20 protein-coding genes are annotated in these 18,528 nt (G+C 73.8%); 6 read left to right on the plus strand and 14 right to left on the minus strand.

From position 1 onward, the window contains the following. Nucleotides 1–5: 5 nt before the first annotated feature. A complete protein-coding gene (locus AB0I91_RS29045) occupies nt 6–2,012 on the plus strand; it encodes a serine hydrolase (protein WP_499639759.1) in 2,007 nt (668 codons plus the stop codon). Here the strand turns inward: AB0I91_RS29045 and AB0I91_RS29050 are convergent, their stop codons facing one another. Continuing rightward, nucleotides 2,013–2,642: a TVP38/TMEM64 family protein gene (locus tag AB0I91_RS29050; RefSeq protein ID WP_499639761.1), complete on the minus strand. Its 630-nt coding sequence runs from the start codon at nt 2,640–2,642 to the stop codon at nt 2,013–2,015. Nucleotides 2,643–2,722: 80 nt separating this feature from the next. Here AB0I91_RS29050 and AB0I91_RS29055 point away from each other — a divergent pair, with 80 nt between their 5' ends. Beyond that, nucleotides 2,723–3,100 (plus strand): hypothetical protein, encoded by a 378-nt coding sequence (locus tag AB0I91_RS29055; RefSeq protein ID WP_499614225.1) that lies wholly within the window; start codon nt 2,723–2,725, stop codon nt 3,098–3,100. A 78-nt stretch (nt 3,101–3,178) separates the two neighbouring features. After that, on the plus strand, nt 3,179–3,787 hold the full coding sequence (locus AB0I91_RS29060) for a DUF305 domain-containing protein (protein WP_498779425.1): 609 nt from the start codon (nt 3,179–3,181) through the stop codon (nt 3,785–3,787). A 32-nt stretch (nt 3,788–3,819) separates the two neighbouring features. Here AB0I91_RS29060 and AB0I91_RS29065 read toward each other — a convergent pair whose 3' ends face one another. The 3 genes from AB0I91_RS29065 to AB0I91_RS29075 all read right to left on the minus strand — a co-directional run bounded on the left by AB0I91_RS29065 (nt 3,820) and on the right by AB0I91_RS29075 (nt 7,074). After that, on the minus strand, nt 3,820–4,173 hold the full coding sequence (locus AB0I91_RS29065) for a hypothetical protein (RefSeq protein ID WP_499639763.1): 354 nt from the start codon (nt 4,171–4,173) through the stop codon (nt 3,820–3,822). Between the two features lie 98 nt (nt 4,174–4,271). Then, the gene (locus tag AB0I91_RS29070) at nt 4,272–5,678 is read right to left on the minus strand and encodes an MFS transporter (protein WP_499639765.1); all 1,407 of its coding nucleotides are present in this window, start codon (nt 5,676–5,678) and stop codon (nt 4,272–4,274) included. A 280-nt stretch (nt 5,679–5,958) separates the two neighbouring features. Continuing rightward, nucleotides 5,959–7,074 carry a serine hydrolase domain-containing protein gene (locus AB0I91_RS29075; protein ID WP_499614217.1) on the minus strand — a complete coding sequence of 372 codons (1,116 nt, stop codon included), beginning with the start codon at nt 7,072–7,074 and terminating at the stop codon, nt 5,959–5,961. Between the two features lie 218 nt (nt 7,075–7,292). On the opposite strand from AB0I91_RS29075, the gene AB0I91_RS29080 reads away from it, so the two are divergent. Continuing rightward, on the plus strand, nt 7,293–7,643 hold the full coding sequence (locus AB0I91_RS29080; protein ID WP_499639767.1) for a DUF6223 family protein: 351 nt from the start codon (nt 7,293–7,295) through the stop codon (nt 7,641–7,643). On the opposite strand, the gene AB0I91_RS29085 is transcribed toward AB0I91_RS29080, so the two are convergent. The 4 genes from AB0I91_RS29085 to AB0I91_RS29100 all read right to left on the minus strand — a co-directional run bounded on the left by AB0I91_RS29085 (nt 7,562) and on the right by AB0I91_RS29100 (nt 10,267). Further along, complete coding sequence (locus AB0I91_RS29085; RefSeq protein WP_498779434.1) at nt 7,562–8,299, minus strand: response regulator; 738 nt, start codon at nt 8,297–8,299, stop codon at nt 7,562–7,564. The genes AB0I91_RS29080 and AB0I91_RS29085 overlap by 82 nt on opposite strands. Continuing rightward, nucleotides 8,296–9,402, minus strand: coding sequence for a sensor histidine kinase (locus AB0I91_RS29090; protein WP_498779435.1), 1,107 nt, complete (start codon nt 9,400–9,402; stop codon nt 8,296–8,298). Before AB0I91_RS29090 ends, AB0I91_RS29085 begins: the two co-directional genes overlap by 4 nt. 65 nt (nt 9,403–9,467) lie before the next feature. After that, entirely contained in the window at nt 9,468–9,740 is a 273-nt protein-coding gene (locus AB0I91_RS29095; RefSeq protein WP_499639769.1) for a GlsB/YeaQ/YmgE family stress response membrane protein, read from the minus strand. A 74-nt stretch (nt 9,741–9,814) separates the two neighbouring features. Continuing rightward, nucleotides 9,815–10,267 (minus strand): VOC family protein, encoded by a 453-nt coding sequence (locus AB0I91_RS29100; RefSeq protein WP_498779438.1) that lies wholly within the window; start codon nt 10,265–10,267, stop codon nt 9,815–9,817. Nucleotides 10,268–10,393: 126 nt separating this feature from the next. On the opposite strand from AB0I91_RS29100, the gene AB0I91_RS29105 reads away from it, so the two are divergent. After that, entirely contained in the window at nt 10,394–10,939 is a 546-nt protein-coding gene (locus AB0I91_RS29105; RefSeq protein ID WP_498779439.1) for a cysteine hydrolase family protein, read from the plus strand. 53 nt (nt 10,940–10,992) lie between these two features. Here AB0I91_RS29105 and AB0I91_RS29110 read toward each other — a convergent pair whose 3' ends face one another. From AB0I91_RS29110 to AB0I91_RS29130, 5 genes are all read right to left on the minus strand, one after another. After that, nucleotides 10,993–11,742, minus strand: coding sequence for a GH12 family glycosyl hydrolase domain-containing protein (locus AB0I91_RS29110; RefSeq protein ID WP_498779440.1), 750 nt, complete (start codon nt 11,740–11,742; stop codon nt 10,993–10,995). A gap of 102 nt (nt 11,743–11,844) precedes the next feature. Continuing rightward, nucleotides 11,845–12,450 (minus strand): hypothetical protein, encoded by a 606-nt coding sequence (locus AB0I91_RS29115; RefSeq protein WP_498779442.1) that lies wholly within the window; start codon nt 12,448–12,450, stop codon nt 11,845–11,847. A gap of 41 nt (nt 12,451–12,491) precedes the next feature. Beyond that, nucleotides 12,492–14,327 carry a WD40 repeat domain-containing protein gene (locus tag AB0I91_RS29120; RefSeq protein ID WP_499639771.1) on the minus strand — a complete coding sequence of 612 codons (1,836 nt, stop codon included), beginning with the start codon at nt 14,325–14,327 and terminating at the stop codon, nt 12,492–12,494. Nucleotides 14,328–14,371: 44 nt separating this feature from the next. After that, on the minus strand, nt 14,372–15,754 hold the full coding sequence (locus AB0I91_RS29125) for an FAD-binding oxidoreductase (RefSeq protein WP_499614205.1): 1,383 nt from the start codon (nt 15,752–15,754) through the stop codon (nt 14,372–14,374). Nucleotides 15,755–15,820: 66 nt separating this feature from the next. Beyond that, a complete protein-coding gene (locus AB0I91_RS29130) occupies nt 15,821–16,402 on the minus strand; it encodes a TetR/AcrR family transcriptional regulator (protein WP_498779447.1) in 582 nt (193 codons plus the stop codon). A gap of 45 nt (nt 16,403–16,447) precedes the next feature. Between AB0I91_RS29130 and AB0I91_RS29135 the strand changes: the two genes are divergently transcribed. After that, nucleotides 16,448–17,656: a YbfB/YjiJ family MFS transporter gene (locus tag AB0I91_RS29135; protein WP_499639773.1), complete on the plus strand. Its 1,209-nt coding sequence runs from the start codon at nt 16,448–16,450 to the stop codon at nt 17,654–17,656. Here AB0I91_RS29135 and AB0I91_RS29140 read toward each other — a convergent pair. Next, nucleotides 17,574–18,512 carry a helix-turn-helix transcriptional regulator gene (locus AB0I91_RS29140; RefSeq protein ID WP_498779450.1) on the minus strand — a complete coding sequence of 313 codons (939 nt, stop codon included), beginning with the start codon at nt 18,510–18,512 and terminating at the stop codon, nt 17,574–17,576. The genes AB0I91_RS29135 and AB0I91_RS29140 overlap by 83 nt on opposite strands. Nucleotides 18,513–18,528: the final 16 nt, after the last annotated feature.

Consider the following 18,528-nt stretch of genomic DNA (forward strand, 5'->3'; position numbering starts at 1 on the left):
ACCCGATGCGTCGCCTGCCGACCGCCGTCCTGTGCGCGCTGCTGGTCGCGACACCGTCCGCGGTGGCCGAACCCACGAGCGCCGGGACCGTGCCGCTGACCGTGATGACCTACAACATCCACACCGGCATCGGCGTGGACGGCAGGCTGGACCTGGCGCGGGCAGCCGCGGACATCACGGCCTCCGGCGCCGACGTGGTCGGCGTGCAGGAGGTCGACGTCCACTGGATGGCCCGCAGCGAGTGGCGCGACCAGGCGACGGAACTGGCCGCCGCGGTCGGCATGGACGTCTACTTCGCGCCCATCTACGACCTCGACCCGGCGGAACCGGGCAAGCCGCGGCGGCAGTACGGCGTGGCGGTGCTCAGCCGGCACCCGATCGTCGCGGCGGAGAACCACCCGATCACCCGGCTGTCCACCCAGGTGCCCGACCCGAGACCCGAACCGGCGCCGGGGTTCCCCGAGGTGGAGCTGAACGTGCGCGGCGAACGCGTGCACGTCTACGACACCCACCTGGACTACCGCGCCGACCCGGCGGTGCGGCGGGCGCAGGTCGCCGACATGCTGCGCGTGATGGCCGAGGACCGCGGTGACGCGCGGGTGCTGCTCGGCGACTTCAACGCGACGCCGGACGCGCCGGAACTCGCTCCACTGTGGACGGAACTGGTCGACGCCTGGGCGATGACCGACCCGTCGTCCCCCGGCATGACCTACCCGGCCGCGGCGCCGACCAAGCGCATCGACTACGTCGCCGCCGGCTACCCGGCCCGCGTGCGCGAGACGCGCGTCGTCACGACCGGGGCGTCGGACCACCTGCCCGTGGTGGCCGAGTTGGCCATCGCCCGACGGCACGGTTCCCCTTGGGACGGACCGCTCCCCGACGACCGACTGCGTTACGGCACGGCACGGCAGGCCGGACTGGCCGCCGAGCACGTCGACCGGCTGGTGCCCGACGTCGAGGCGGGCGTGCGCGCGGTGCCCCAGGCGTTCCCCGGTGGCGTGGTGCTGGCCGCGCGCAACGGCGTGATCGCCCGCCACGCCGCCGTGGGAGACGCGCTGCGGTACGGGTCCGACGGCGCGGAACTGCCGCCCGACCAGCGGATCCCGATGCGCGAGGACACCATCTTCGACGTGGCGTCGATCTCGAAGCTCTTCACCACCGTGGTCGCGCTGCGACTGGTCGAGCGCGGCCTGCTCGACCTCGACGCGCCCGCCGCGCGCTACCTGCCCGAGTTCGCCGGCAACGGCAAGCAGGACGTCACGCTCAAGCAGTTGCTGACCCACACCTCCGGGCTGCCGGCCGGCTTGGCGCTCGGTTCGTACCCGACGGTCGAGCAACGGCTGGCCGCGGTCTACGCGGTGGCGCTCCGGTCGGAGCCGGGCACGCGGTACGTCTACTCGGACCTGAGCCTCATCGTGGTCGGCAAGGTGCTGGAACGGGTCACCGGCCGGTCGCTGCCGGACCTCGTGGCCGCGGAGGTCACCGAGCCGCTGGGGCTGCGCGACACCATGTTCAACCCGCCGGAGAGCCTGCGGCCGCGCATCGCGCCGACCCAGCACACGGGTCCGCGCGGGCTGATCTGGGGCCAGGTGCACGACTCCACGTCCTGGTACCTCGGCGGCACGGCGGGGCACGCCGGCGTCTTCTCCACCGCGCGCGACCTCGCCGTCTTCGCCCAGGTGCTGCTCAACGGCGGCCGGTACGGCGACCGGCGGATCCTGCGGGCGGACAGCGTCCGGGCGATGACGACCAACTGGAACGCGGCCATCCCAGGTGCCGCCCGCGGGCTGGGCCTGGACGTCGACAAGCCCGCGTTCATGGGCATGCTGGCCACGCCGTACACCGTGGGTCACACCGGGTACACCGGGACCTCGCTGGTCGTCGAGCCGGCGAGCCGGTCCTTCGTGCTGCTGCTGACCAACCGCGTGCACCCGACGGCGGCCGGTCCGGCCACCAACCCATACCGGCACGCCGTGGCCGACGACCTGGCCCGCGCCGTCCTGGACCGCTGACTAGACCTTCGACCGGCGGAGCAGGTGGCGGCCCCACACGACGCCGACCACGGCCAGCACCAGCCACGCCGCCGCGGCCGCGATCGAGCGGGGTGAGTCGAGGTCGAGCGCGGCGTCGCCGAGGGTCGCGGCCAGGGCGGTGGTCGGCAGCAGCCCGAGCGCGGTCCCGGCGGCGAAGGACCTCGGCGCGACGGCCGTGACGCCCGCGCCGTAGTTGGACACCGCGAACGGGATCACGGGGAGCAGGCGGAGCACCACCGTGGCGGACAGGCCGTTGCGCGCGAAGGCCGTGTCGAGCACCTTCAGCCGGCCGGAGCCCAGCCACCGCGCCACGGACCGCCGCCCCAGCAGGCGTGCGACGAAGAACGCGATCAACGCACCCGCCGTGAAGCCCGCGACCGCGACCACCAGTCCCGGTAGGACGCCGAACAGCAGGCCGGACGCCGTGGCCAGCACCGGTTTCGGGAAGAACGCCGCCGTCCCCGCCGCGCACACCGCGAAGAACACCAGCGGCGCCAGCACGCCGTTGCCCTCGATCCAGGCCCGGAGCTGTTCCGGGTCCGGGAGGTCGAGCAGCGTGGCGGCGAACGCGAGCGCCACGACCACCACGGCCGGCCCGACCACCCGCACGTGCCGCACCGTCTCCCCCGCGCTCCCCGCCGACCTCGAGGTCGGCTGTCCGCCATCGTAGGTCCTTGTAGGATGGGCCCGTGCTCCACCGCGTCCGCACCCGAGCCTCGCTGTGGGCTCTCGTGTGGGCTGTCGCGTTCGCCGTCGTGGGGATGCACCACCTCGGCACGCACGAGCAGGCCGCGGTGACCGTGACCGCGGTGGCCGACTGCTGCGCGCACGGCGCGTCCGAAGAGCACGCGCCCGGTCCCGTTCAGCAGCACGACCTGCTGCACCTGTGCCTGGCGATCCTCGTCGCCGGGCTCGGCCTGCTGCTCGCCGTCCTCGTGCTCCTCCGCCGCGGCGTCCTCGTGCGGCTGACGTCGGCCACCACGCGGTCGGCCCGGCCGCGCTCACCTCCCCCGAGACCGGGCGGCGCGCCGGCGCTGCTCGCCACCCTCTGCGTCCTGCGGCTGTGACAGGCGGCGCGTGACGTCCCTTGTGGACGTCGACGCGACGCCGCGCAACCGACTCGGATCCACACCGCAGAGGACATCATGACCAGGAAGAACCTGGTCGGGACGGCGCTCGCCCTCCTGACCCCCGTGCTCGTGCTCGCCGGGTGCGGCAGCGACTCCACCGGCCACGACCCGGGCAGCACGACCGGCCACCCGAGCGCCGCCGCCGGCGCACCGTCCGGTGGGCACAACGAGGCGGACGTCACGTTCGCGCAGGGCATGATCCCCCACCACCAGGGCGCGATCGAGATGGCGAAGCTCGTCCACGGCCGGACCACCACCCCCGAGGTGCTCGACCTCGCGTCGCGCATCGAGAAGGCGCAGGACCCGGAGATCAAGACCATGACCGGCTGGCTGACCGGCTGGGGCGCGCAGGTGCACACCACCGGCATGCCGGGCATGGACCACGGTTCGGACCAGCCCGGCATGGGCGCCGCCGAAATGGAGGCGCTGGCACAGGCCCGGGACACCGAGTTCGACCGGATGTTCCTGGGGATGATGATCAGGCACCACCAGGGCGCGATCGAGATGGCGAACGTGGAACTCCGGCACGGCGCCAACGCCGAGGCCAAGGCGCTCGCCCAGCGGATCGTCGACGCGCAGCAGGCCGAGATCACCGAGATGCAGGGCCTGTTGCCGCCCGGCTGACGCCCGGCGGACGGCGACGGCGACCGCGCGCGTCAGCTCGCGGCGCTGTCGTCGGCCGGCCGGTCGATCAGGTGGTCGGCCAGGCCGGCCGGCATCTCGGCCCGGCCCGGCCCGCCCGCGGCGACCCAGTCGAGGACGTGGTCCACCGCCTCGTCGGTGAGCACGCCGCCCAGCCACACCGGCCGGACGCCCGTGCCCCGGGCCGGCCTGACCACGACGACGTTGGAGAACTCGCAGGAGCTCAGGCAGTTGGCCACGGTGACCGCCCCCGGCCCCACGGCCTCCCGGAACTTCCGCAGGTGCGTCGCGTGGTCGACGTCCGGGTGCTTGTCGACGGTGCCGCAGCAGCAGCCCCGGCAGACGGTCACCTTGCTCGTTTCGGGCACCTGATCTCCCTGCTGCGGCGAACCAGTGGACAGCTATACCCCGACTGGGTATGCCCGAGAACGTAGCATACCCAGCCGGGGTACTGATCCACCGCGGGTCAGGCGTCGACCGCCACCGGCTCGACGACCCGGCCACGCAGGGTGAAGGCGGCCAACAACGCGGCGGCCAGGGCGACCAGCGCGGCGCCGGTGAAGGCGGCCGAGTAGCCGTCGGTCAGCGCGACCGCGTCCCCGAGCCGGTCCGCGCCCCGCGACGTCGCCACCGCCGTCATCGCGGCCAGGCCGAGCGCCGAGCCGACCTGGTAGGTGGTGTTGACGATGCCCGAGGCCAGCCCGCCCTGGTCGGGGGCGACCCCGCCGATGGCGGCCATGGTCGCGGGGATGAAGACCAGCGCCATGCCGACCGCGGCGATCAGCGAGCCGGGCAGGACGTCGACGACGAAGCTGCCGCCCGGGTCGGCGGTGGCCAGCAGGCCGAGGCCGGCGGCGAGCACGGCGAGTCCGGCGACGATCAGGGGCTTGGCGCCGAAGCGGCCGATCAGGCGTCCGGTGACCGTGGTCATCAGCACGGTCATGAGCGCGGTCATCGGCAGCAGCGCCGCGCCGCTGGCGAACGCGTCGAACCCGAGCACCTGCTGGACGTAGAGGTTGAGGAAGTACCACATCGGGATCCACGCCGCGCCGAGCAACGCCATCGCGACGTTCGCCGCAGCCAGGTCGGGCGTGCGCCAGACCTTCAGCGGCATCAACGGGTTCTTGACCGTCCGCTGCACCAGCAGGAACGCGATCAGCAGGACCGCCGCGGCGCCGAGCTGCACCAGCGTGGCCGTCGACGCCCAGCCGCGTTCTGGCGCCTGCACGATGGCGTAGACGGCCAGCGCGAGCCCGCCGGTCACCGCGACCGCTCCCCCGACGTCCAGGCCACCGCTGCGACCGGGGACGACGGGCAGCAGCCTCGGCGTGAGCGCGAGGGTCAGCAGGCCGATCGGGACGTAGACGACGAACACCCACGGCCAGCTCAGCCACTCGGTGATCACGCCGCCGAGGAACACGCCCGCGGTGCCGCCGGCCGGGGCCGCCGCGCCGTAGAACGCCATCGCCTTCGGCAGTTCGCGGGGCTGACCGGCGAACAGGACCATGAGCAGCGTCATCGCGGCCGGTGCGATCAGCGCCGCGCCGACGCCCTGCACCGCGCGGCCGACGACCTCCGTACCCGCCCCGGTCGCGGCGGCGGCGATCACCGAGCCGACGATCAGGGTGGCCCAGCCGACGGCGAACACGCGGCGTGCGCCCCAGAGGTCCGAGAGCCTGCCGCCGAGCAGCAGCAGGCCGCCGAGCGCGACCGCGTAGGCGTTGAACACCCACTGGAGCCCGCCGGGGGTGAAGCCCAACTCGCGCTGCATGTCCGGCAGCGCCACGGCGATGATCGAGGTGTCCATGATGACCATGAACTGCGCCGCCGCGAGCACGACGAGTGCCCACCAGCGCCGGGGATCGGGGTTCATGACGGGTCCTTCCTTTCGATACCCCTCGGGGGTATCCCGTGGAGCGATCGCGAACATACCCCCTAGGGGTATCACCCTGTCAAGCCGGACTTCCGCCCGCCCGCAACGTGGCGCCAACTCACGCGGCCGGCCGCGCCACCACCGCGGGCGCGCCGACCGTGACTTCATTGGCCAACCACGCGGCGATCCTCGACCGGTGGGAGATGTTCGACGTGGCCCGCGCCCTGACCGCGCTCGGCGCGTTCGGGCTCGTGGTCGGTCGGCGCGTCCCGACCGGGCGTCAGCCGCAGTCGACCCGGAGGTTGAGGTCGTCGCCCAGTTCGGCGGCGATCTCGGCGATCCGCGAGTGGTCGTGGAGTCGGCGGGTCACGTAACCCACCGCGTGGTCGTTGCGCAGCGACCACCACGCGGCCGACCCGCCGAACCCGCCGAGGCCGATGAACGAGCCGGTGCGGAACAGGCCGAGCGCCCAGTTCACCGTCGTGCCGACGACCTCGTCGTGACCGCACACCTGGGACGCCAGGAAGTCCGCGTGCAACCGCGGTCCGAGCAGTCGGCGGACCGGCCCGTCCGGCGCGGTCAGGCCCGCGTAGAACCGCGCCAGCGCGGTCGCGGAGGCGTGCAGACCGCTGGCGCCGAACACCGCCCGGTGCCAGTCCGGCGAGTTGAGGCGGGCGGGGTCCAGCGCGCCGACGGGGAGGGCGAGCGCGCGCTGGTACGACGAGGCGACCTCGGCCACGAGGTCGTCCGTGCTGCCGTCGATGCCCAGTTCGAGCTCGGCCACGCGGTCCAGGTCCCGTTCCGGCACGCCGAACCAGGCGTCGACGCCCAACGCCGGCCGGACCACGTCGGCGTACAGCTCGCCCAGCGACCGCCCCGTGGCGGCACGCAGGACCCCGTCGATCAGGTGGCCGTAGGTCAACGCGTGCTCGGCCAACACCGACCCGGGCTCGGACTCCGCCGTGGCCGCCGCCAGCTCACGCCGGAGCCCCGCGTCGTCCAGCAGGTCCACCGCGGCGGCCGAGGCCGGGAACGCGGGCAGACCCGCCCGATGGGTCAGGACCTGCCGCAACGTCGTGCGCTCCTTGCCGCCGGTCGCGTAGTCGGTCCAGTAGGTCGACACCGGCTCGTCCAACGACAACGCGCCGTCGGCCACCGCCGCCAGCGCGGTGAGCGCGGCGAACGGCTTGGAGGTCGAGTACGTGGTGACGAGGGTGTCGTCCCGCCACGGACGGCTGCGGGCCACGTCGGCCCAACCACCGCTCAACCGGACGACCTCACGTCCACCGGCCCACACCGACAGCCCGGCGCCGGTTTCCCGACCCTCGTCGACCATCCTCGTGAACACCCGGCGAACCTGCTCGTAGCCCTCCGCGACGAACCCGCTGACACCCACCGACCGCCCCCTCCGCCGACGACCTACCGTTCCACCATACCCCGTATGGGTATGACCGACGGCGAGCCCGCTGCGGCACGCGACCGCCACTGCGGTGGTACGGCGCGCGGAGGGCGTACAACCGGGGTGGTAGGAAGATCGGCAACTCCGGCATGACGACTCGCGGCCACCCCCGTTCCTACGCTGCCCGTACCTGTTGTACGAGTGGAGGAATCCCCATGCATGTCGCCAATGTTCTCGCCGCGGCCAGTGTCTACACGATGAGCCCGGGACGGATCGGCGCCAGTCTCGGCGCGGTGCTGGGGTTGGTCGGCCTCGTGGTGGGCGCGCTGGCCCTCACCCGGCCCACCGGTCGCTTCGGCACCCGCACCGGACGGCTCGGGGCCCTCGTGTCCTTGGCGACGGGTGCCGTCGGCCTGGCGCTCGGCGGGCTCGTCGCGGTCACCTCCGACAGCGGCATCGGGACCGGCAACGGCCGTGGCGGGGCCTACGTTGCCTTGGTGGTCGGGTCGGTCGCCGTGGTCCTCGGCGGGTCGGCGCTGGCGCGCTCGCGCCGGGAGACCGCCTGATCGGTCAGCCAGCCCGGCACGGCGAGGCCGGACTCGTACGCGAGGATCACCAGCTGGGCCCGGTCGCGGACCCCCGCCTTGGTCATGATGCGACTGACGTGGGTCTTCGCGGTGGCCGGGCTCAGCACGAGCCGGGCGGCGATCTCGTCGTTGGACAGGCCAGCCGCCACCAGCGCCATCACTTCGCGTTCGCGGTCGGTGAGCGCGCTCAGCCGCGGTCCCGGGTCCGGGTGCGTGGCGCGGGTGGCGAACTCGGCGATCAGCCGGCGGGTGACCGACGGCGCGAGGAGCGCGTCACCGCGGGCCACGACCCGCACACCGTGGATCAGCTCGGCCGGCTCGGTGTCCTTGACCAGGAAGCCGCTCGCACCGGCCCGCAGCGCGCCGTAGACGTAGTCGTCCAGGTCGAACGTGGTCAGGATGATCACGCGGACGTCGGAGGTCGCGGTGATCTCCCGCGTGGCGGCCAGGCCGTCCAGCCCGGGCATCTGGACGTCCATGAGGACGACGTCGGGCCGCAGGTGCCGGGTGAGCCGCACCGCCTCCGCGCCGTCGGCGGCCTCGCCGACCACCTCGATGCCGTCCTCACCGTCCAGGATGGACCGGAACCCGGCGCGGACGAGGGTCTGGTCGTCGGCGAGCAGCAGGCGGATCACGCCGGCACCGGGTCCTCGCGCAGCGGCAGGCGGGCGTGGACCCGGAAGCCGCCGTCCGGGCGCGGGCCCGTGGTCAGCTCGCCGCCCAGCGCCTGCGCCCGTTCCCGCATGCCGAGGATGCCGTTGCCGGGCGCGCCCGGTGCGCCGGTGCCGTCGTCCTCGACCTCCACCAGCACGGTGTCGTGGTCGGGCCGGACGCGGACCACGGCGGCGGTCGCGCCCGCGTGCCGGGTCACGTTGGTCAACGCCTCCTGGACGATCCGGTACGCGGCCAGGTCGACCTCCGGCGGCAGCGGCCGGGTCTCGGCGAGCTCGACGCGGATCTCCAGCCCGGACCGCCCCGCCGTCGTGACGAGGTCGCCGAGGCGGTTCAGGCCGGGTGGCGCGTCGCCGTCCTGGCGCAGGGCGTTGAGCGTCGCGCGCAGCTCGCGCAGGGTTTCCTTGCTGGTCTGCTTGATCGCGGTGAGCGCCTGCTCGGAGCGGGCCGGGTCCGGGCGGTGCAGCGCGGCGCTGGCCTGCACGTTGATCAGCGAGAGGTGGTGCCCGAGCGCGTCGTGCAGCTCGCGGGCGATGCGCAGCCGTTCGTCGGTGGCGCGTCGCCGGGCCTCCTCCTCCATCCGCTGCTCGGCGGCGAGGGTGCGCGCCTCCGCTTCGGCGAGGTAGGCCCGGCGGTTGCGGGTCACGCCGACGATGACGGCGATGAGCCAGCCGGCGTGCAGGAACGTCGCGCCGTTGTCGGTCCGGTTGAAGCTGTCCGCGAGGGCGAAGGCGACGACCGAGGCGACGCCGAGCCCGATGGCGACGGCGAGGTGGCCCTCGTCGACGACCGTGTAGAGCGCGACCACGAACACGACCATGATCGGGCCGGGTTGGTGCAGCAGCGCCCCGTACGCGCTGATGGCGGCCAACGCCACCACGCCGACCGGGATCGGGTGGCGGCGGCGGACGACCAGCGCGCCGGCGGAGACCAGCACGACGAGCAGTGCCGCCCACTCGCCCGGGGTGTCGACGCCGCGCGACTGCACCAGCAGCCCGAGCAGCGCGACCAGGCCCGCGGCGATCGCCGCGGCGGTGTCCGCCGTCCGGCCACGCCCTCTCGACATGGCCGAAGCCTAACCCCCGCCGGGTGAGCGGGAGGTCAGGCTTCGACGGGGTCGGGCGCGGTGGGTCAGGCGACCCGTTTGCGGGTGTAGAAGCCCGCCGCCACGGCGACGCCGCCGGCGGCGAGCGCGACCTGGATGATCACTTCGATCCAGTCGATGCCGCGGGTGTCGCCCACGCCGAGCGCGTTCGCGATGAAGGTGCCGATCACGGCCGCCACGATGCCGACGACGATGGTCAGCCAGATCGGGATGCTCTGCTTGCCGGGCAGCGCGAGTCTGCCGAGGGCGCCGATGATCAGGCCCACGATGAGGGCGCTGATGATGCCGGAGACGGTCACGTTCACTCCTTCGAGTCAAGTGAGCCTCAGGTACCCGATCAGCGCCCCCGTCACTCCTCCGAAGTTCTCCCGCCCTACGACGCGCAGAACTCGTTGCCTTCCGGGTCCCGCATGACCCACCAGTGCCCGGCCGGACCCTTGTCGAACTCGGTGACGCGGGTCGCGCCGAGACCCTCCAGGCGGGCCACCAGCTCGTCCAGGCCGCCCGGCTCGCCGTGGATGTCGATGTGCAGGCGGTTCTTGCCGGACTTGGCCTCGGGCACGTCCTGGAACAGCAGCCGCCGCCCGCGCCCGACGCCGCTGGTCGCGTCGAACGGGTCCTCGGGGTGGCGGACGGCGGCGAAACCGCGGAAGTTCTTGCGACCGTTGTGCTCGATGACCGCTTCCGCGCCGAGGTGACCGGCCGCCAGCAGCTGCTCGATGAGCGCGCTCGGGTCCTCCACCTCGTAGTCCAGGGCCGCGGCCCAGAAGTCCGCGAGGGCGGGTGCGTTCTTGGTGTCGATGACCAACTTCCAGCTCAGTGCCATGTAACTGGTTATATAGGTTACAGCGGTCCCGGCGCAAACCGAGGCCCACCGCGAACGGCCGGACCGGCCGTTCCGTCGCGGCGCGACCGACCGCGTCGAGCCCGCCCGCGGCTAGGCTGCGTCGGCATGAACGCGGCACTGCTGATCGTCGACCTGCAGGAGATGTTGGTCCCGCTCGTCTGGCGCGGCGAGGAACTGGTCGACCGCGTCGCCGCGTTGGCGCGCGAGGCCCGGCGCAACGGCGTGCCGGTGGTCGCGTTGCGGCAGATCGGGCCCGGCGGCACGCCGTTCGACCCGGCGAACCCGGGAACGCGGATCAGCTCACGCCTCGGCCTCGAACCGACCGACGTGGTGCTCGACAAGACGGCGACCGACGCCTTCTACCGCACGGACCTCGCCGCGCTGCTCGCCGAACGGGACGTGGACACCGTGGTGCTGACCGGCCTGGCCACCGACTACTGCGTGGACGCCACGGCGCGGTCGGCGTTGAGCCACGGCCTGGACGTCGTGCTGGTCAGCGACGGCCACTCGCCGGCGGCCGACGGCGACCCGGAGGCGGGCCTCACCGCCGAGCAGGTCGTCGCGCGGCACAACCGGCTCCTCGGCACGGCCGTCCACCCCGGCGGCGCGGTGCGCCTGGTGCCGGCGGCGGAGGTCGTGTTCGAGCGCTGACCGCGCCGAAGGGCCGGTCCGGGGTGTCGGCCCGGACCGGCCCGGTGCTCGGATCAGCCGCTGACCGAGGCGGAGAAGTTGTTGACCGCCAGGCCGGTGCCGCCGTTCCACGGCTCGAAACCGGCTTGGATGCTGGTCAGGTACCAGGACGTGGTGATCGCGCCGCGGTTGCGGACGTCGTTGACGAAGTCGAGCACGTTGAACGACCACGACGTGATCGGCGACGGCGCGACGTAGGAGATCACGTTGTTGGCGCCGTTGCTGCCGCGCCAGACCTGCCAGCTGCGGCCACCGATGGTGGTGTTGCCGACCGCGCTGCCGATCGGCTGGATCGAGCCCTGGCGGTTGAACCAGATCATGATCTCCATCTGGTTGACCCCGTTCGTCTTGGGCGTCGGGTCGAGCCAGATGTCGTAGGAGGCGTTGTAGGTGCCGCCCACGTAGGTGTAGTTGATCGAGGACGAGGCGCTGCGGATCCGACTGACCTGCATGGGCAGGTTGCTGCCCGGCGAGCAGTTGGAGTAGTGGCAGCCGAGGAACACCGACGGGTACGACAGCGGTGCGCCGTTGGTCGGCGCCGAGCCCTGCTGCTGGGTGATCCGGAAACCGGTCGAGGTGACGTTGATGCACTGGGTGGCCGACGAGCCCCAGCGGTTGTTCTGGACCACGTAGCGGCCCTGGATGGTGGTCGATCCGTACTGCTCGCAGATCGTGGTGTCGGCCTGGGCCGGCCCGGCTGCGGCGACGACCGCGGACGCGGCCATCAGCCCGGCCAGCACGAAGGCGCGGACAGTGCTTCGCATGGAACTCCTTCCGAAGGGTCCACGACGGCGGGGAATCTCCTGGGAGCGCTCCCAGGGTAGCCCGGAACACCCTCGGACGCCTACGGCGCACCGGATCCGTTCCTAGTCGTACGTCGCCAGCACCAGGCAGAGCAGCGTGCCGTCGTCGTCCACGATCTCGTGACCCGTGAGGTTCTCGGCCGCCACGGGGAGGACGATCCCGTTGAGCCCGGTCTCCGGGTCCAGCACCACGTCCACCCAGTTGTCGGGCCGGTGGTGCGGCCCCTTGGCCAGGATGCGGTCCCGCGCGTCGGGGAAGAAGGAGGGCACGTCGTCCTCGAACGGGAGCGTGGCGCGCATGGCCTCGTCGCCCCACAGCACGGCGTAGTCCTCGATCAGGTGGATGTCGTCGTACCCGTCGTGGTCCCACTCCGCCGCCGCGATGCGCGCGGGCTCGGCCAGCGGGATCACGACCATGCTCGCGAAGTACCGGAACCGGTCGGGTTCCCAGTGGTCCGCGATCACGGTGTGCGAGCCCACGTAGACCGGGTGGGGGCCGGCTGGCAGCGCGTGGGTGAAGCCGGCCTCGGTGCGCCACGGCGTCTCCCAGGTCACCCGACCGTCCGCCACGACGAGGTCGCCCGCGTGGTCGAACCAGTCGGGCCGGACCGTGTCCGAGCGCTTCGTGTACTCGTCGGCCAAGCGCCACAACAGCTTCTGCACGTCCACGTGGTCGTGTCCTCCCGGTCGTCCGTCGTCCCGCGCCGTCGTCACGCGGTCAGCCGCCGCGTCGTGATGCCCGTGTCCGAACCGGTGATGACGACCAGTCCGCCGTCCGGCGTGCCGAGGGCGGTCAGCTTCACCGCCCGGCCGCCGGAGTGGATCGGCTCACCCAAGCGGCGGCCGGTCTCCGCGTCCCACCGCAGCACGAGCCCGTCGGGCCCGGCGCTGACGAGCACCGGGCGCCCGCCACCAGGCCGGGCCGCGACCAGCGCGGTCACCGAGTGGGTCGGCGTGTGCCCCGCCATGGGCTCGCCGACGGGCTGCCCGGTCTCCGCGTCCCACCGGCGCACGACACCCTTGCGGCCCCCGCCGGCGAGCAGCACGCGCCCGTCGTCCAGGACGACCGCGGCCACGGGCCCGCGAACGCCGTCCTCACCCGTGATCGGCTCGCCCACCAGCGCTCCGGTCTCGACGTCCCACCGCAGCACGGTCTTGTCGTAGGCGGCGCTGACCAAGAGCGTGCGGCCGTCGCGGAGGCGCACGGCGACCAGCGACCGCACGTGGCCGCTGTGGCCGGTGAGCGGTTCGCCGACGGGACGGCCCGTCCCGGCGTCCCAGAGGCGCACGGTGTGGTCCTGGGAGCCGCCCGCGACCAGGACGCGCCCGGCGTGCTCGAACGCGAGCACGCACGTCACGGTCTTGGTGTGCCCGGTGAGGGGCTCGCCCAGTTGACGGCCGGTGGTGAGGTCCCAGCGCCGCACCGCCAGGTCCTCTCCCCCGCTGACGAGCAGCGTGCCGAGGGCGGCCACCGACCACACCGGGGCGGTGTGCCCCACGAGCGGTTCGCCGACGGGTCGGCCGGTGTCCAGGTCCCAGCGGCACACCTCGGCGCCGCTCGCGCCGACGAGCAGCGACCCGCTGGTGGTCAGCGACCGCACGCCCCGGGGCGGGCCGGTCAGCCGGTCGCCGACGGCCTCGCCGGTGGCCGCGTCCCAGCGGCGCACGTCGCCGTCGTCGCCGCCGCTGAACAACGTCGTGCCGACGACGGCCAGCGACCGCACGGGACCGCGATGGCCGGTCAGGGGCTCCCCCACCGGGGTTCCGCCGTCCCACCGGTGCACCGAGCCGTCACGGCAGCAGGCCACGAGCAGCGTGCGGCCGTCGTCCACCACGACCGGGAGCAGCGACAGCACCGCGGCGGGGTGGCCGGTGAGCGGGTCGCCCGCCGGCTGCCCGGTCGCCACGTCCCACCGGCGCACGCTGCCGTCGTCGGAGGCGCTGAACAGCGTGGTGCCGACCACGGCCAGCGACCGCACCGGACCGGCGTGGCCCATCACCGGCTCGCCTTCGGGCCGGCCCGTCACCGCGTCCCAGTGCCACAGCGCGCCGTCCGCGTAACCGCCCACGACCAGCGTGCGGCCGTCGGGCAGCGCCGCGGCGGCCAGTGACCAGACCGAGGACGCGCGGCCGCGCAACGGGTCACCCACCGGCAGACCGGTCGTCACGTCCCACCGGCGCACGTCGCCGTCGTCGGAACCGCTGAACACCACCGTGCCGACGACGGCCAAGGCCCGCACCCACCCGGTCCGGGGCACTTCCGCCAAGGGCTGGCCGGTGGCCGCGTCCCACCGCACCACGCGGCCGTCCCCGAACCCGCCGACGACCAGTGCGCGTCCGTCCTCTGTGGACGCGGCGGCCAGCGACCACACCCAGGCCCGACCGTCGAGCGGGTCGTCCAGCGCCTGTCCGGTGACCGCGTCCCAGCGGCGCACACCGCCGTCGTGCGACCCGCTGACGAGCACCGCCCGCCCATCGGCCCGTCGGACGGCGGTGAGCGCGGTGATCGGCCCGCGGTGCGGCGAACCGATCGACGACGTGGACATGTGAGTGATCATCCACTATCTGGTGATCACCTTTCGGTCCCGGGTCAGGCGAGCCCTTGGGGGAACGCGAGGACGCGGTCCGGGTCGTAGCGGCGCGCGACGCGGCGCAGGCGTGGGAGGTTCCGGCCGTAGTAGGCGGTCGGCCAGTCCGGCATGTCGGGGTCGATGTAGTTGACGTAGCCGGTGTCGTGGCCGATGCCGTCGCGCAGGTCGGCCATGATGCGGCGCGCTTCGGCCTCGCCGACGCCGACCACGTCGACGTACGCCTGCGCGCTGGCGATGGCGCGGCGGTGCGGGAACGCGGTGGCGTCCGGCGGCACGCGCGCGATCGCGCCGCCGAACGTGTCGAACTGGGCCCGGCCCGTCCGCCGCCCCTCCAGCAGCGCCACCACCCGCGCCGGGTCGACCGGCCGGTGCAGCATCCTGGACGACGCCACGAACGGCGAGCCGTCGTCGGGCAGGCACGCGGGCAGGCAGCCGGCGAAGAACCGCATCGCGGTGCCGTAGTCCATCGGCAGGACCGTGCGGCTGGTCGGCGCGACCTTCGCGGCGAACCGGTCGAGGAGCCGGTCCAGCTCGGCCTCGGACCCGATCCAGCTGCCGATGACGTTGGCGGGCGGCGGGCTGCCGGCCCGGACGTTGCACGCCGACCACAGGCCGTCCGGGGTGTCGAGCATCCACTCCTGCCACGCGCCCAGCACGTCGGTCGCCGCACCCGCCGGGAACTCCAGGACGAACGCGGCCACGTCCGGCGCGGGCTCGGTGTCGAACGTGAACGACGTGACGACGCCGAAGTTGCCGCCGCCACCACCGCGCAGCGCCCAGAACAGGTCGGGCTCGACGTGGTCGTCGGTGCGGCGCGGCCGCCCGCCCGGCGTCACGATCCGCGCGGCGCGCAGGTGGTCGACGGTCAGGCCGTACTTGCGCCCGACGACGCTGATGCCGCCGCCCAGCGTGAGCCCGCCGATGCCGACGGTCGGGCACGACCCGGCGGGCAGCAACCGGCCGTTGCGAGCCAACTCGTCGTACAGGTCGATCATCCGCGTGCCCGCGCCGACCTCGGCCCGGCCGCGGCGGTCCACGCGGATCCGGCGCAGCGCGGACAGGTCGACGACGAGGCCGTTCTCGGGCACCGAGTAGCCGGCGTAGCTGTGCCCGCCGCTGCGGGCGGCGACCGGGATCCGCTCCCGGGCCGCGAAGTCGAGGCACCGCGCCACGTCGGACTCGTCGGCGCACAGCGCCACGGCCGCGGGCCTGCGGTGCGCGTACACCGTGTTGTACGGCCGGCGCACGGTGTCGTATACGTCGTCACCGGGCAGGACCAGCCTGCCGGTGAGCGCGCGGCGCAGCCGGTCCCAGTCGTTCTCCCACGCGCCGAGCGCGACGAGACCGGTGGCCTGGATGAAGGTTCTGCGACCGAAATCCATGAGCACTCCCCCCGACCCATGGTCCCCCTGTCGCCCCGTCCGCCACTCCGCCGAACGGGTTCGGTGTCAGGACGCGGCGGCGAGCAGGGTGCGCGCGGCGCGCAGCGCGTGGTCGCCCGCTCCGGTCGGGCCGTGGTGCGTGGCGACCACGGTCGCGCCTTCGACCAGCATCAGGAGCTGCCGCCCGAGGAGCGCGGGGTCGGCGGCCCCGGCGCGTTCGGCGATGCCGACGAGCGTGTCGAGGTACCGGTCCAGGTGGCGTGCGGTGAGGGCGCGCACCGGCTCGACGTGGTGCTGGGCGGCGGCGTTGAGCAGGGCGCAGCCGCGGAACTCCGGCTCGTCGAAGGTCCGCTGGAAGGCGTCGAACACGGCGGTGAGCTGGTCGGCGGGATCGGGCCCGGCGGCGGCCACGGCGTCGGCCAGCGCCCGCGTCACCCGGTCGCTGCGGGCCTCCAGCACGGCCCGCACCAGGCCGTCCTTGGTGCCGAAGTGCCGGTAGAGCGTTTCCTTGGACACGCCGAGCCGCGTGCACAGCTCGGCCACGCCGATGCCGTCGAGGCCGCGTTCGTAGAGCACGGGGGTGGCCGCGTCGAGGATCGCGGCACGGGTGCGCCCCGGGTCGATCGTGGAGCCCTTGGCCACCGGCATGACTTAGATGGTACCGATCGGTTCGATCCACTGCTAGCGTGCCGGATGGTACCGATCGGTTCGATCTACGGGGGCGCGATGTGGCAGGCGGCTCGGCTCGCGCTCGGCACGGCGTCCGCGCTCGGGCTCGCCCGGTTCGCCTACGGGCTGCTCGTGCCCGCGATGCGCGACGACCTGGGCTGGACGTTGACCGAGGCCGGTGCGATGAGCACCGCCAACGGGCTCGGTTACCTGCTCGGCGCGTTGGTGACCGCGGCGGTCGTCCGCGGCTGGGGCGTCACGGCCGCCTTCCGCGGTGGCCTGGTCGGCACGGCGGTCGCGTTGGCCGCCACGGCGCTCTCCGCCGATTTCGCGGTGCTGCTGGTGGTGCGCGCGGCGGCCGGTGCGGCGGGTGCGGTGGTGTTCATCGCCGGCGGGGTGATCGCCTCGCGCATCGCCACCCGGGTCGGGTCCGGCACGCCGATCACGGTGTACTTCGCGGGCACGGGACTGGGCATCGCGTTCGGCGGCGTGACGATCCCGTTGCTGGGCAGCGGTTGGCGGGTCGCCTGGGTGGTCCTGGCCGTGGCCGCCGTCGCGGCGGCGCTGGTCGCCTGGACCGCGGCACGTGCCGGCGGTGAGGCCCCGGCCGCGACGTCCGGCCGACCGCGGTTGCGCCCCCTCTGGCGGATCGCGGTGGCGTACACGCTGTTCGCGCTCGGCTACATCACCTACATCACGTTCCTCTCGGCCTACCTCGTCGAGCGCGACGCGCCGACCTGGCAGGTGGTGCTGACGTGGGTGGCGCTCGGTCTGGCGGTGGTGGCGGCGCCCGCCCTGTGGAGCCGGCCGATCGCGAACTGGCCGGGCTCCCGGGCGCCGGCCGCGTTGCTGGGCGTGCTGGGCGGTGGCGCGGCCCTGGCGTTGGTGGCGCCGACGCCGACGGTGATCCTCGGCTCCGCCCTCGTCTACGGCGCGACGTTCATGGGCGTGCCCGCCGCCGTCACCGCGATCGTCCGCGACGCCGTGCCGACCGCCGACCTCACGGCGACGCTGGCCGCGTTCACCACGCTGTTCGCGGCCGGTCAGACCGCCGGGCCCTGGCTGGCCGGGGTCGTCGCCGACCGCACCTCGACCGACGCGACCCTGGCGTGGACCGCGGTCCTGTGCGCGGCGGCGGCCGTGATCGTGGTCAGTCCACGGCGGCGGCGAACCGCGCGGCGAGCGCCTCGACCGCGGCCCGCAGTTCCGGCCCGCCCTCGACGCGGAAGTTGACCGGCACGGTCGCCAGCCACTCCTGCGCGTACATGGCGGGGTTGCTCGTGCTGCCGACGAGGACGCACCCGTCGCCCAGCGGTTCGAGGCGGCCCATCGGTGGCCTGATCCACGGCGCCACCTGCTCCGGCGGCGCGTGGAACACCACGCGGGTCGGGAACTCCCAGCCGGTGCCCAGGTTCTCCTCCACCACCGCCACCGGGTCGAGGTCGGCCGGCGGCTCGAACCCGTGCTCGGTCTCCCGGACCGCCCGGACCCGGTCGATCCGGTAGGTGCGGAGCGCGTCCGCGCGGTGGGAGTGGCACAACAGGTACCACCGCCCGTGCCGGACGACGACCGCCCACGGGTCCACCTCGGAGTCCCACTCGCTGCCCGTGTCCGGGCGGTACGTGACCACCACGCGACGCCGGGCCGCGATGGCCGCGACGAGCGCGCTGGTCGTGGCGGGGTCCGGGCGGGCCGAGTTCCGGTCGGGCGCGGCCGACGCGTGCTCGCGCAGCGCCGCCGCCTGCTTGCCGACGTGCTCGGGCAGCGCCCGCACGACCTTGCCCAGGGCGCTGTCCACCAGGTCGTCGGCCGGGTTGTCGAGCACCGCCATGACCAGGACGAGCGCCTCGGGCTCGGTGAACACGACCGGTGGCAGCCGCGTGCCGCGCCCGAGCCGGTACCCGCCGTAGGGGCCCCGGGTCGACTCCACGGGGATGCCCGCCTCACGGAGGATCCCGACGTACCGGCGCACCGCCCGTTCCGTGACGCCCAGCCCCGCGGCGAGCTCGCCCGCCGTCACGCCGGGGCGCGCCTGGAGGATCTCCATGGCGCGCAGGGCCTTCGCGGTGGGGCTGAGTTCGGTCGGCACACCTGGACCTTAGACG

Source organism: Actinosynnema sp. NPDC049800 (genome assembly GCF_040656635.1).
GTDB lineage: Bacteria > Actinomycetota > Actinomycetes > Mycobacteriales > Pseudonocardiaceae > Actinosynnema.

Bases quoted from the DNA above. Each gene is read 5' to 3' on its own strand.
- AB0I91_RS29130 (WP_498779447.1), bottom strand. From the start codon at position 16,402: ATGCCGGTGGCCAAGGGCTCCACGATCGACCCGGGGCGCACCCGTGCC.
- AB0I91_RS29135 (WP_499639773.1), top strand. From the start codon at position 16,448: ATGGTACCGATCGGTTCGATCTACGGGGGCGCGATGTGGCAGGCGGCT.
- AB0I91_RS29105 (WP_498779439.1), top strand. From the start codon at position 10,394: ATGAACGCGGCACTGCTGATCGTCGACCTGCAGGAGATGTTGGTCCCG.
- AB0I91_RS29080 (WP_499639767.1), top strand. From the start codon at position 7,293: ATGCATGTCGCCAATGTTCTCGCCGCGGCCAGTGTCTACACGATGAGC.
- AB0I91_RS29090 (WP_498779435.1), bottom strand. From the start codon at position 9,402: ATGTCGAGAGGGCGTGGCCGGACGGCGGACACCGCCGCGGCGATCGCC.
- AB0I91_RS29125 (WP_499614205.1), bottom strand. From the start codon at position 15,754: ATGGATTTCGGTCGCAGAACCTTCATCCAGGCCACCGGTCTCGTCGCG.
- AB0I91_RS29120 (WP_499639771.1), bottom strand. From the start codon at position 14,327: ATGTCCACGTCGTCGATCGGTTCGCCGCACCGCGGGCCGATCACCGCG.
- AB0I91_RS29110 (WP_498779440.1), bottom strand. From the start codon at position 11,742: ATGCGAAGCACTGTCCGCGCCTTCGTGCTGGCCGGGCTGATGGCCGCG.
- AB0I91_RS29100 (WP_498779438.1), bottom strand. From the start codon at position 10,267: ATGGCACTGAGCTGGAAGTTGGTCATCGACACCAAGAACGCACCCGCC.
- AB0I91_RS29070 (WP_499639765.1), bottom strand. From the start codon at position 5,678: ATGAACCCCGATCCCCGGCGCTGGTGGGCACTCGTCGTGCTCGCGGCG.
- AB0I91_RS29060 (WP_498779425.1), top strand. From the start codon at position 3,179: ATGACCAGGAAGAACCTGGTCGGGACGGCGCTCGCCCTCCTGACCCCC.
- AB0I91_RS29045 (WP_499639759.1), top strand. From the start codon at position 6: ATGCGTCGCCTGCCGACCGCCGTCCTGTGCGCGCTGCTGGTCGCGACA.